This is a genomic window from Micromonospora sp. NPDC093244, from assembly GCF_040683695.1.
Lineage (GTDB): Bacteria > Actinomycetota > Actinomycetes > Mycobacteriales > Micromonosporaceae > Micromonospora.
The window spans coordinates 342,709-355,837 of the sequence record NZ_JBFBEO010000002.1; the positions used below are offsets into that span (position 1 = coordinate 342,709).

Genomic DNA, 13,129 nt, shown 5'->3' on the forward strand with positions numbered 1-13,129 from the left:
GCGACCGGGACGACATGCGGCTAAGCCTGACGCATCTCACGCGATGAGTCAACTGATCCCACATGTTGGTTAACGGAGGACGGCGCGTCGGCCCGCGACGCGCCATCACCAGCCGGTTTGACAGGCCCGGACCCGCCGGAGACCCGGCGTGGAGTGGGCAGCGGAGCGGGACGCGCACCCGGTGACGTCGCCGCCTCCAGCATCGCCTCCAGGTGCTCCGCCGGCACTCCCCAGCCGAAGAGCGCGCCCTGACCGAACCGGCAACCGGCGGCCACCACCGCGGCCAACTCGGTGGGCGTGGTCACCCCCTCGGCGATCACCTCGAGCCCCAACTGGTGACCGAGCCGCATCACGATGTCGACCATCGGCGCGAACGCCGGACCGTCCTTGCCCACCGGGCGGACCGGCTCGTGCTCGGCCACCAAACTGTGGTCGATCTTCAGGATGTCGATCGGCAGGCGACGCAGCTGCCCCAGCGAGGAGTAGCCGGCACCGAAGTCGTCCAACGCGATCCGCACACCGGTCAGCCGCAACGCGGTCAGCCGGCGGATCAGCTCGTCCAGGTCGGTGGCGACCGCGTGCTCGGTGACCTCCAGGACCAGCCGCTGCGGCGGCACGTGGTGGGCGCGCAGCGCCTCGGCGACCTGCACCACGTACTCCGGAGCGTGCAGCTCGCGCGGGGACACGTTCACCGAGACCCAGACATCGTGCCCGTCGGCCAGCCAACGGGACAGCTGGTAGCAGGCCTGGTGCAGCACCCACGCGCCGAGCGTGGAGATCATCCCGCACTCCTCGGCCAGGGGGATGAACTCGTCCGGGCGCACGTTGCCCAGCTCCGGATGGTGCCACCGCAGCAGCGCCTCGGCGCCGACCGGACGCACCGACGGCAGCGACGCCACCGGCTGGAAGGCCAGCCGCAGCTCGTCGCGGTCGATCGCGCCGCGCAGCTCGTGCTCCAGCGTGGTCCGCCGGCGCAGCAGCTGGTCGTAGGCGGCGTCGTACCGCTCGATCCGGTTCTTGCCGCGCTGCTTGGCGTACCGCAGCGCCAGGTCGGCGTGGCGCAGCAGCAGCTCCACGTCCGGCTCGTCGGCCCAACCGGCCACCCCGATGCTCACCGACAGGAAGACCGGCCCCTCCGGCTGGTCGTACGGCCTGTTGATTACCCCGAGCAGCCGCTCGGCGACCCGGTCCGCGTCGGCCGGCCGGCCCTGCATGAGGACGGCGAACTCGTCACCGCCGAGCCGGGCCGCCACGTCGCCGGGGCGCAGGTTGCCGCGCAGCCGTCGACCCACCTCGGCCAGCACGGCGTCGCCCACGTCGTGGCCGCGCATGTCGTTGACGTGCTTGAAACCGTCCAGGTCGAGGCCGAGCAGGACGCACGGGGTGCCAGCGGCCGCGCTGTCGTGCAGCGCGCGCAGCAGCCCGCGCCGGTTGGCCAACGCGGTAAGTGGATCGGTGTGCGCCAGCTCGCGGAAGTGCGCCTCGCGCTCGGCCAACCGACCCGCGTAGTCCCGGACGTCCTTGAGCGTCAGGTACTGGCGGGCCACCAGGGCGAAGCCCTCCACGCTGCCGGCCACGATGCCCGGCGCCGTGAACCGGCCGTCCTGGAGCAGGTGGTACATCGCCGAGGCGGCCATCGCCAGCATCGGGGCGAGCGCGTACTCCCCGTCGCGGCCGATCAGGTCCAGCTCGACCTGGCCCGGCCGGTCGGCCCGGTACACCGCGAGAGCGACGCTCAGCAGGCCGGCGGCGAGCACCGCCCCGCCGGCCATCGCCAGCACCGGCCCGGCCTGGCAGAGCCCCGCGCTCAGACCCAGGCCGCCGACGCTCACCGCGCTGATGCCGCCGCCGAGCACGGCGAGCCGCCGACGCGGCGCGGCGGCCCGGAAGACGATGATCACGGCGAGCCCGACGCCGATCGCGGCGCTCACCGTGGCGAGCAGGATCGCGGGGCAGGCCATCGGAGTGGCGTCGCCGAGCAGTCGGGTCGGTTCGGAGAAGAGCACCCAGCCGACGAACCACAGCGCGGCGGCCACGGTCAGGCCGTCCAGGGCGAGGCGGGCGGTCCCCGCAGCGGTGGCGGCCACCCCGGGCAGCCGGAGCAGACCGGCCGCGAACGCCAACCCGCTCACCGCCGTGCCGATCGCCGCGATGGTGGCCCAGCCGGTGCGCTGCCCCTGCTCGTGGGCCCAGTGGTCGTTGGCGGCGAGCGCCGCCCCCACGCCGACCACGAGGCTGGACAGGGAGATCCCGGCGGCCACCGCGAGGAGCACGTGCGCCGGCCGGCAGGGCCCGCTGCGGCGCGTGACCACCGCGGTCAGCAGGGCCACGGCCACCGCGGCGACGAGGCCGCTCAGCGCCGCGACCGCGACCATGCCCGGGGGGAGATGCACGTCCTCCAGAGTGCCGGATGAGCGCTCGCCGTGGGGGACCAGGTGTGCATCTGTTGGGACACGGCGCACACGGCCGGTGGCGGGCGCCGGGGCGGTGTCATGCTGATAGACATGCCTGAGCTGCGGTCGAAGACCTCCACGCACGGTCGGACGATGGCCGGCGCCCGGGCCCTCTGGCGGGCCACCGGGATGACCGACGACGATTTCGGCAAGCCGATCGTCGCCATCGCCAACAGTTTCACCCAGTTCGTCCCTGGTCACGTACATCTCAAGGACATGGGTGGCCTGGTCGCCGACGCGGTCGCCGAGGCCGGCGGCGTGGGTCGGGAGTTCAACACCATCGCCGTCGACGACGGCATCGCGATGGGCCACGGCGGGATGCTCTACTCGCTGCCCAGCCGCGAGCTGATCGCCGACGCGGTCGAGTACATGGTGAACGCGCACTGCGCGGACGCCCTGGTCTGCATCTCGAACTGCGACAAGATCACCCCGGGGATGCTGCTGGCCGCACTGCGGCTCAACATCCCTACCGTCTTCGTCTCCGGCGGCCCGATGGAGGCCGGCAAGACGATGGCGATCGAGGGCGTCGTGCACAGCAAGATCGACCTGATCGACGCGATGATCGCCTCCTCGAACGAGTCCGTCACCGACGAACAGCTCGGCGAAATCGAACGCTCCGCCTGCCCCACCTGCGGCTCCTGCTCCGGCATGTTCACCGCCAACTCGATGAACTGCCTCACCGAGGCCATCGGCCTGGCGCTGCCCGGCAACGGTTCGACGCTTGCCACCCACGCCGCGCGCCGGTCGCTCTTCGTCGAGGCCGGCCGCACCGTCGTGGACATCGCCAAGCGGTGGTACGACGGCGACGACGACTCGGTGCTGCCCCGCACTGTCGCCTCCAAGGCCGCCTTCGAGAACGCCGTGGCCCTGGACGTGGCGATGGGCGGCTCCACCAACACGGTGCTGCACCTGCTCGCCGCCGCCCGCGAGGCGGAACTGGACTTCGGCGTCGCCGACATCGACGCCATCTCCCGGCGGGTGCCCTGCCTGGCGAAGGTCGCCCCGAACTCGCCGAACTACCACATGGAGGACGTGCACCGGGCCGGCGGCATCCCCGCCATCCTCGGCGAACTGGACCGGGCCGGTCAGCTCAACCGGGACGTGCACGCCGTGCACTCCCCCTCGCTGGCGCAGTGGCTGACCGACTGGGACGTGCGTGGCGGCTCACCCACGCCGACGGCGGTCGAGCTGTTCCACGCCGCACCCGGGGGCGTGCGCACCACCGAACCCTTCTCCACCACCAACCGCTGGTCGTCCCTGGACACCGACGCGGCCGGCGGCTGCATCCGCGACCGCGACCACGCGTACTCCGCCGACGGCGGCCTCGCCATCCTGCACGGCAACCTGGCGCCGGACGGCTGCGTCGTGAAGACCGCAGGCGTGCCCGAGGAGTGCCTGACCTTCCGCGGCCCGGCGAAGGTCTACGAGTCGCAGGACGACGCCGTGACCGCGATCCTCGCCAAGGAGATCGTCGCCGGCGACGTCGTGGTGATCCGGTACGAGGGCCCGAAGGGCGGCCCCGGGATGCAGGAGATGCTCTACCCCACCTCGTTCCTCAAGGGACGCGGGCTGGGCCGCTCCTGTGCGCTGCTCACCGACGGCCGCTTCTCCGGCGGCACCTCCGGGCTCTCCATCGGCCACGCCTCCCCCGAGGCCGCCTCCGGTGGGCTGATCGCCCTGGTCCGCGAGGGCGACGAGATCGTCATCGACATCCCGGCCCGGTCGATCTCCCTCAACGTCCCGGAGGACGAGCTGGAGGCGCGACGCGTCGCCGAGGAGAAGCGCGACAGGCCGTACACCCCGGTCGACCGGCAGCGCCCGGTCTCGGCGGCCCTGCGCGCGTACGCCTCGATGGCCACCTCGGCCAGCGACGGCGCCTACCGCCGCGTCCCGGAGTAGCGGTCCACGGGGCGGCGGCGCCTGCCGCCGCCCGGCATACTTCCCGGGATGCGCACCCGTACGCTGCTCGCCATCGCAGCTCCGTTCGCGCTCGCCCCGTTCCTGTTGGCCGGCGTGGTGTGGTGGTCGCTGCGCCCGCCCGAGCCGGTCTGGCACGACAGCGCGGTGGCGGACGCGATCAGCACCGTCGACCGGATCGAGGCGCGGTTCGAGTACGACCATCTGTACAAGGCGGCCGACTACGCGCGCACGGCGGCGCGGGAGCCCGACGTGGCCGTGTTGTCGGTCACCGGCGAGACTCACTGGCAGACCGGGGTGACCCTGGTACTCCGGGTCACCGGGCACGGGGAGGGCGTCAGTGGCGACGTCGTCGTCAAGGGGGACGAGAAGGTCTGCTTCCGGTTCCGGCTCGGCCCCGAACGGGACAGCCGCGACGACGGCATCGACTGCCCCGCCGGTACCCCACTGCCGATCCGCCCGGAACCGTCACTGGACGCAGTGGACGCACGCCTCAAGCAGACCCTCGGTGTCACCGGTCCGGACGAGGCCCGGGTCCGCGCCGCCGTCAACGCGCTCGACCTGGACCCTGCCGTGCGCCGGGACGTCGCGACCGAGGGCGGCACCGTCGGTGTGGCCCTGCGCGCATCGCAGTACGACTGCCTCCTGGCCCGTGTCGACGCGACAGGCGCGCAGACCTGGCGCCCGTCGCACACCCAACTCGCCCCCGGAGAACTGCCCTGCTCGGCCGGCACGGCGCTGAGCGGCCAGTTCGGCCACCCCCCACGCTGAGCCCGGACCGACCCTTGCGCTCATTCGGCGGTTACGACCGTCGGCTGGCCGGCCGCGGGGAGCGCGGCGGCGCGGGCGTACCGGATCGCGGCCGGGGTGTCGGTGAAGACGAGCCTCGTGGCGCAGGTCGTCGGCCACGCCCGAGGGTGGCCAGGACCTGGTCGATCTTCAACTCCTAGTCGACCGGTTGGAGCGCCGTTCCCGTGCTGATCCTGCTCGAACATCGAAGTAGTGGCCTCCTCGCAATGGGAGGGCCACTACTTCATTGATCGAGCGCGATCATGGGGCGTCAGCCCAGGTCGTTGACGCAGCGCAGCACCGGGCGAGCGACGAGAGCCGCCTCGTCCACCAGACCGTCGGCTCGCACCGTGAACGTGGCCGACTCGCCCGGCAGGAGGGTGACCAGGGCTCGGTCCACAGAGGCGGAGGCGTCCAGCCGGTCCGGGAAGAGCGTCAGGTCGCGCAACACCGAGCGGGCGGTGACCCGCACGCGCTGACCGCCGTCGAACGGCTCGACAGTCGCGTCCCAGGCCGCCGACGGCCAGTCCACGTCCCGGTCCTCGGCGAAGAACCAGAGCGCCCGCTCGGCGGTCTCCCCCGCCTCGGCCACCAGCAGCTCGCGCCGGACCTCGTCCGGTCGGGCCACCTCCGCCGGCAGTGCCAGCGTCACCGCCGAGTACGCGGGGACGTCCAGCTCCATCGTCGTCTTGGCTCGCGGTTCGCCGGCGAGGGTCACCCGGGTCACCGCAGCCGACGCCCGCCACGACGTACCGCCGTCGTTGACCGCGACCAGGGCCAACCCTCCGTCGCGGGGCTGCACGGTCAGGAGCCGATCGGCGTACGCGTGGCGCAGCGCATACCACAGGGGTTTGCGGCGGCCGTCGCCGTCGACCGCCGACCAGGAGGTCACCGGCCAGCAGTCGTTGAGCTGCCAGACGATGGTGCCGGCGCAGACGCCCCGATAGGAGCGGAAGTGCTCCACTCCGAGTTGGATGGCCCGGGCCTGGTTGAGCTGCGTGAGGTAGTGCCAGTCGTCGAAGTCCGCCGGGACGGGCAGGTGCGCGTCCAGGCCCCGCTGGAGTTTGGCGTCGCCGCCTGTCGCCTTCTGGTGGTGGGCCATGCCCGGCGAGTCGGGGGCCAGGGGCTCGTCCGAAATCGCCCGGCGAAGCGTCGCGTACGCGGGTGGGCCCTGGTAGCCGAACTCGGCGACGAAACGCGGCACGTACTCGCGGTATCTGGTGTAGTCGTCGGTGTTCCACACGTCCCAGATGTGGGTGGTGCCGTGCGCCGGGTCGTTGGGGTGGATGTCGTCGGTGCCGGACCAGGGGCTGCCGGGCCAGTAGGGGCGGGTCGGGTCCAGCTCTCCGACGATGCGCGGCAGAACGTCGAGGTAGTAGCCGCGCCCCCAGGTGCGCCCGGCCAGGGGCTCCTGCCAGTCCCAGTCGTGCCAGCCCCAGATGTTCTCGTTGTTGCCGGTCCACAGCACGAGCGACGGGTGCGGCGCCAGCCGGATCACCTGCTCGGTGGCCTCGGCGGCCACCTCGCTGCCGAACGGCTCCTCCTCCGGGTACGCGGCGCAGGCGAAGAGGAAGTCCTGCTGGACGAGCAGGCCTCGTTCGTCGGCGAGGTCGTAGAAGTCCTCCGACTCGTACCGGCCGCCGCCCCAGACGCGCAGCAGGTTGACGTTGGCGTCGGCGGCCTGCTCGAACCGCCCGGCCAGCCGCTCGCGGGTGATCCGGGTGGGGAACACGTCGTCGGGGATCCAGTTGACGCCACGGACGAAGACCGGCACGTCGTTCACCGACAGCGCGAACGGGGTGCCGTGCTCGTCGGGCGTGGTGTCCAGCCGGACCGAGCGGAAGCCGACAGGCCGGGACCAGGTGTCAAGCGTGTCGCCGTCCGGCGCGTGCAGGGTCACCTCCAGCAGGTGGCGGGCCTGCTCGCCGTACCCCCTGGGCCACCACAGCGCGGGCTCGCGGACGGCGAGGGTCAGCACGGCCGTGCGCTGCCCGGCCGGGACGACCACGTCGGCGCTGACGCCGGCGACGGTGGCGCGGACGGTTAGCGGGACGTCGGCGACCCGCTCGACCTCGACGTGCAGCTCGACGCGGCCGTCGCGGCCGTCGACGGTGACGAGCGGGCGGACGGTGGCCAGGCGGGCCGTGGACCAGGCGTGCAGGCCGATGTCCTGCCAGATGCCGGCGGTGACGAGCGTGGGCCCCCAGTCCCAGCCGAAGTTGCAGGCCATCTTGCGGATGAACTGGAAGGGCTCCGGGTAGGCGTTGGGTCGGTCGCCGAGCCGGTCGCGCTGCGCCTCGGCGTAGCGGTACGCGGAGTCGAACGAGACTGTCAGATCGTTGTCGCCGTCGCGCAGCAACGACCGGACGTCGAACCGGTAGCCGCGGTGCATGTTCTCGGTGCGGCCGACGGGCACCCCGTTGAGGGTGAGCGTGGCGACGGTGTCCAGGCCGGCGCAGACCAGGTCGATGCGGTCCTCGCCGCCCGGCGTGTGCGTGAACGTGGTCCGGTAGGTCCAGTCGGTGCGCCCGATCCAGGCAAGTGCCAGCTCGTTGTCGTCGAGGTACGGGTCGGGGATCAACCCTGCGTCGAGCAGGTCGGTGTGCACGCAACCGGGCACGGTCGCCGGCACGGCCCGCCCGGCGATCTCGGCCGGCACCTGCGCTCCGGGTGCCGCGCGCACGGTCCACCCGTCCTGGAGCGCCTGTCGACCCACGACGCCACCGCCCCTCACAGCCTTGACTGAACCGGATAAGTTCGCTCACCGTATGGTTCGATACCCCAACTGTCAACGGCCGATCGACGCCCCGCAACAACAGAGGAGACGCCGGTGAAGCGGCCGACCATCGCCGACGTCGCCCGACGCGCCGGAGTGTCGAAGGGCGCCGTGTCGTACGCGCTGAACGGGCAGCCCGGCGTCTCCGAGGCCACCCGGCAACGCATCCTGGCCATCGCCACCGAGATCGGGTTCAGCCCGAGCAGCGCGGCGCGCGCCCTCTCCGGGGCCAGCGCCGGGGCGGTCGGGCTGGCCCTGTGCCGCCCCGCCCGCATACTCGGCATCGAGCCCTTCTTCATGGAGCTGATCAGCGGCGTCGAGGCGGAACTCTCCGCCCGCTCGTACGCGCTGACCCTCCAGGTCGTGGCCGACCAGGACGCCGAGATCGCCGTCTACCGACGCTGGTGGGGCGAACGCCGGGTCGACGGTGTTCTCGTCTGCGACCTGCGCACCGACGACCGCCGCATCCCCGCCCTCGAACAGCTCCAACTTCCAGCCGTGGTGATCGGCGGCCCCGGCGGCACCGGCGACCTGGCCAGCGTCTGGTCCGACGACGCCGCCGCGCTCACCGAGGCCGTGGAGTACCTGGTCGCGCTCGGGCACCGCCGGATCGCCCGGGTCGGCGGCCTGCCCGACCTGCGACACACGCAGACCCGCACCGACGCCTTCACTGCGGTGTGCGGGCAGCTCGGCCTGGTCGACGCGGTGACCGTCTGGTCCGACTACACGGGCGAGGAGGGTGGGCGGGCGACCCGCCGGCTGCTCAGCTCCGCCCAGCGGCCCACCGCCGTCATCTACGACAACGACGTCATGGCCATCGCCGGGCTGTCCGTCGCCCAGGAGATGGGGCTCACCGTGCCCGGTGACCTGTCCATCGTGGCCTGGGACGACTCGCCGCTCTGCCGGCTCGTGCACCCGCCGTTGACCGCGCTGGGCCGGGACATCCCGGCGTACGGGGCGCACGCCGCCCGCCAACTCCTCGCCGTCATCGCCGGGCAGCCCGCCGGCCGGGTGCAGGACGAGACACCGCACCTCACCCCGCGCGGCAGCACCGCACCGCCTCGAGAGAGGTGAACCGGTTCACCGCGCGGAGCGTCAGCGGGACGCCGACGGAAACTCCTCGAAGTACGCCTCGACCCGCTCGGCGGTCGCCGGACGGGCCAGCGCGAAGCCCTGCCCGTACCGGCAGCCGGCCCGCTGCGCGCCCTCGACCTGGGTGGCCGACTCCAACTCCTCGGCGACGATCTCCACCCCCAACCGCTCGCCGACGTTCACCACCACGTCGATCAACGGCGGCTGCCCGTCCGGCCGCGAGCCCACCAGCTCCGGGCCCACCTTGAGCAGATCGATCGGCAGCCGGCGCAGCTGGGCCAGCGAGGCGTGTTCGGCCCGGAAATCGTCGAGCGCGGTACGCACGCCCAACGACCGCAGCCCCGCCAACCGGGCCACCACAGTCGACAGGTCGGCGGCGATCCTCGGCTCGGACACCTCGACCACCAGCCGCTCCGGCGACACCCCGTACGCGGCAAGCACGGCAGCGGCGCGCTGCACGAAGTCGGGTGTGGTCAGCTCCCGTGGGGTGACGTTCACCGCCATCCACAACTCCCGGACGCCTGCCGACCAGTGGGACAGCTGCCGGCAGGCCCGGTCCAGCACCCACCACTCCAGCTCACCGATCAGATCCAGGTCCTCCGCCACCGGCAGCAGCTCCGCGGGGAGCACCGTGCCGAGCACCGGACTACGCCAGCGCAGCAGCGCCTCCGCCCCCACCGGCTGCCGGTCGGCCAGGTCGAGCACCGGCTGGTAGACGAGGTCCAGTTCGCCGCGCGCCACCGCTCCGGGCAGCTCGCGTTCCAGGTCGAGCCGGCGGACCAGCTGCTCCTCCAGGAACGCGTCGTACCACTCGACCCGGTCCCGACCCAGCTGCACGGCCCGCCGGCGAGCCAGCTCGGCCTGGCGGAGCACGTCCGCCGGCCCGGCGCCCCCCACCTCGGCCAGCCCGATGCTCGCGCGTACCCGCACGGCAGACCCACCCAGCAGATAGGGCGGCGCGAGCGCGGTCAGCAGTCGGGTGCCCAGCGCGTACGCCAGCACCGGTCCTGCGGCGGTGACCACCGCGAACCCGGTGCCCGTGCAGCAGGTGACCAGATCGCCGGGTGCCACGGCCGCGCGGGCGCGCGCGACCGCCTCGGCCAGCAGGTCCTCGCGGGCCGACGGGCCGAGCACGTCACCGCCGTGCAGATCCACAAGCAGCAGCGCGCCGGCCGGCGCGGGCACGTCGCCGATCGTGGCGAGGGCGTCCAGCAGGGCCGCCCGGTCCCCCGGGCCGTCGCCGGGCGGGACGGGCGGCCGGCCCTGCCTCGCCCAGTCCACGCCGTCGTCCGACGGCCAGGCCGCGTCGAGACCTGCCGAGGCGCCGGAACTCCCTGTCGCGCCGGACGCCTGGTCGCCCGGCGACGGCTGCACCCCCGGCCAGGGTGACCCCGACGCGCGGCGGTGCCGGACCCGGCGGCCGGTACGCCTACGGTGCGCGGCGCGCCGTTCCGGGGTGGCCGTGTCACCGGCCCGCAGCAGCTCCCGCAGCACGAGCGGTGGCACCGCGGCCAGAGCCAGCAGCACGCTCGTACGGTCCGGTGCCCGGTCGGCCCCCACGTGCAGGCCCGCCGCCAGCAGCACCACAGTCGCCGGGAGCACCGCCCGGGGCCACGCGGGGGCGGCCCGGTCCTCCGGCGGCTCCGCACCTGCGGCGTCCACCGCGGCGGCGGCGCCGAGGGCGGTGAGCAGCATCCCGAGCACCAGCGGCGGCACGGCCAGCAGGGCCGTCCGACCGTTCGCCCCGGGCGGCAGCGCCGCCAGCAGGGCCAGGCCGAGCAGCGTTAGCAGCACCCCGCCCCGGCACACCGCCGCGGGCGAGTGCCGATCAGGTCCGGTGAACGCGCTGACCGCGGCCATCCCCAGCGCGCCCAGCACCAGCGCGGCGGCCAGCCGGCCCGGAAGCGGCAGGTAGCCGCCGGGCAGCAGCAGCCAGCCGGCGAGGGCCAACCCGAGCGCCGGGCCGGCCGCCTCGACCAGCGACCGCAGCCGGACCCCGGACGGTGGTCGCCGCCACCCGGGGAGCCGGCGCAGCCCGGTCACCGACAGCACCGCCACGACCAGCGATCCGGCCAGCGCGGCGGCACGGTGCCCGTCGGCGACCAGCGGCAGCACGGCGGCGGCGAGACCGGCCGCCACCACCGCCGCGTCGAGCCGCACGCCCGCCGCGCGCCCGGACGGCGATCCGGGACCGGCGGGACGTTTGATGGCCAGGCGGGAGAGCCGGACACCGGCGAGCGTGGCGCCCGCCCCACCGGCCAGAGCGATCACCACCGAGGTCGGCACCAGATCTGCGGCGCCGGCGAGGACGAGCAGCGCCACCGCCGTGGACACGGCGGCCTCCGGGAGCGCACGGCGGGGGACGTGGACACGGAACGGGTACGCGAGGAGCACGGCGGTCGCCTTCGTGAGGGGGCACGGGGGCGGTGCGGCGGTGCGGCGGCATCGGACGTTGCGGGTCCGCTGCCCACCAGTCGAGAACGACCAAAGGCTGAAAGAGTTACGCGTTGGTCATCGGACGGAAGCAATGACCTGTGTCACTGTACGGCGGACCGGGCTGCCCCGGCACCGCCCGCCGCGACCCGGATCCGCCGGGGGTGGGATCATCGCCTGGTGAGTAAGTCCGACATGGTCCGCTTCCGGCACAACCAAGCCATCCTGGTCGCCGCGGTGATCGCCTTCATCGGCGCGCTGCCCCTGGCGAACGCGCGGGGCTACCTGCTGCCGGTGCTGCTCGTCCCGCTCGGCGTCGCGGTGTGGGCCTGGCGGGCCGGCACCGACGCCGACGCCCGGGGGCTGCGCCTGCGCGCGCTTGTCGGGCAGCGTCGCATCGACTGGGACCAGGTCGTCGAGCTGGCCACCGACCCGCGCGGGCGGGCCGTCGCCCGGCTCGACGACGGCCAGCAGGTCACCCTGCCGGCGGTACGCGGTGTGGACCTGCCCCACCTGGTCTCGGCCACCGGGCAGACGCTTCCCGACGGGACGGCAGGGGCGCCCGGTCAGTAACCGTCGACCACCGTGTTGATCAGCGGTTGGCCGGCGGCGAACCTCCGCACCTGGTCACCCACCAGCCGGTAGGCGCGCGGCAGCAGCCCGCGTACCGACCCGGCCACGTGCGGGGTGAGCAGCACGTTGGGCATCGTCCACAGCGGCGAGTCGGCAGGTAGCGGCTCCGGGTCGGTGACGTCCAGCGCGGCCGAGATCCGACCAGTGCCCAGCTCGGCGACGAGCGCCTCGGTACGCGCCACCGGCCCCCGGGCCGCGTTGACAAGCAGCGCCCCGTCCGCCATCGCCGCCAGGAACTCCTTGTCGACAAGCCCACGGGTCTGCTCGGTGAGCGGCACCAGCACCACCACCACGTCCGCCTCGGGCAGCAGCCGGGGCAGCTCGTCGACGCCGTGCACCCCCTGCTCGGGGCGGGCGGTACGGGCGACAAGCGTGAAACTCACCTCGAACGGCGCGAGCCGGTCCCGCACCGCCGTACCTATCGAACCGGCCCCGACGATCAGCACCCGCTTACCGGTCAGCTCGTCGGTAGGGGTGACCCCGTCGTACGCCCACCGGCGGTCGGCCTGCGCCCGGACGAACGCCGGGAACGCCCGCAGCTGAGCCAGGATCGCGGTGACGACCCACTCCGCCGTCGACGGGTCGTGCACCCCTCGGGCGTCGCAGAGCGTCACACCGTCAGGCGTCCGCCCCACCCACGCGTCCGCGCCGGCCGAGAGCAGCTGCACCACCGCGAGGTCGGGCAGCTTCCGCACCAGCGCCGTCGAGTCCGTACCGCCCAGGAACGGCGGCACCCAGAAGCGCACCCCGGCCCCCGACGAGGGCAGCCGGTCGGCGTGCTCCACGACCTCCACCGTCACGTCCGACGGCAACTCGCCGATGAGATCCAGGCCGGCCTCGTGCGGAATCCATACCTTCACGTCCGCCGACGATAGCCGCCGGCGCCACGGGCCGCGCGGGCACTGCCGCGATCCGACCTCACGGCCGGTGGCGCCCGCCGCCGTGGCGGGCGAGACTCAGCACACCGATGTTCGCCAACGCACCGAACGAGGTATAACGAAGGGCCCGGAGGGCGGTCGGCCTCCACCCCGGCAGA

General features: G+C 73.6%; 8 protein-coding genes. 4 read left to right on the forward strand and 4 right to left on the reverse strand.

Annotated elements, in window-relative coordinates; all coding sequences use genetic code 11:
• Positions 1-20: 20 nt before the first annotated feature.
• Complete coding sequence (locus tag AB0N27_RS11605) at positions 21-2,393, reverse strand: EAL domain-containing protein (RefSeq protein ID WP_364367042.1); 2,373 nt, start codon at positions 2,391-2,393, stop codon at positions 21-23.
• Between the two features lie 111 nt (positions 2,394-2,504).
• Between AB0N27_RS11605 and ilvD the strand changes: the two genes are divergently transcribed.
• Positions 2,505-4,352, forward strand: coding sequence for a dihydroxy-acid dehydratase (gene ilvD / locus AB0N27_RS11610; RefSeq protein WP_364367045.1), 1,848 nt, complete (start codon positions 2,505-2,507; stop codon positions 4,350-4,352).
• A gap of 48 nt (positions 4,353-4,400) precedes the next feature.
• Positions 4,401-5,141 carry a hypothetical protein gene (locus AB0N27_RS11615; RefSeq protein ID WP_364367048.1) on the forward strand — a complete coding sequence of 247 codons (741 nt, stop codon included), beginning with the start codon at positions 4,401-4,403 and terminating at the stop codon, positions 5,139-5,141.
• A 289-nt stretch (positions 5,142-5,430) separates the two neighbouring features.
• Here AB0N27_RS11615 and AB0N27_RS11620 read toward each other — a convergent pair whose 3' ends face one another.
• A complete protein-coding gene (locus AB0N27_RS11620; protein ID WP_364367051.1) occupies positions 5,431-7,875 on the reverse strand; it encodes a glycoside hydrolase family 2 protein in 2,445 nt (814 codons plus the stop codon).
• Positions 7,876-7,989: 114 nt separating this feature from the next.
• Between AB0N27_RS11620 and AB0N27_RS11625 the strand changes: the two genes are divergently transcribed.
• A complete protein-coding gene (locus AB0N27_RS11625) occupies positions 7,990-9,009 on the forward strand; it encodes a LacI family DNA-binding transcriptional regulator (protein ID WP_364367054.1) in 1,020 nt (339 codons plus the stop codon).
• Between the two features lie 21 nt (positions 9,010-9,030).
• Here the strand turns inward: AB0N27_RS11625 and AB0N27_RS11630 are convergent, their stop codons facing one another.
• Positions 9,031-11,361 carry a GGDEF domain-containing phosphodiesterase gene (locus tag AB0N27_RS11630; protein WP_364367057.1) on the reverse strand — a complete coding sequence of 777 codons (2,331 nt, stop codon included), beginning with the start codon at positions 11,359-11,361 and terminating at the stop codon, positions 9,031-9,033.
• A gap of 279 nt (positions 11,362-11,640) precedes the next feature.
• Here AB0N27_RS11630 and AB0N27_RS11635 point away from each other — a divergent pair, with 279 nt between their 5' ends.
• The gene (locus AB0N27_RS11635) at positions 11,641-12,033 is read left to right on the forward strand and encodes a PH domain-containing protein (protein ID WP_364367060.1); all 393 of its coding nucleotides are present in this window, start codon (positions 11,641-11,643) and stop codon (positions 12,031-12,033) included.
• On the opposite strand, the gene AB0N27_RS11640 is transcribed toward AB0N27_RS11635, so the two are convergent.
• Positions 12,027-12,953, reverse strand: coding sequence for a 2-hydroxyacid dehydrogenase (locus AB0N27_RS11640; RefSeq protein ID WP_364367063.1), 927 nt, complete (start codon positions 12,951-12,953; stop codon positions 12,027-12,029). The two genes, AB0N27_RS11635 and AB0N27_RS11640, sit on opposite strands and share 7 nt — an antisense overlap.
• Positions 12,954-13,129: the final 176 nt, after the last annotated feature.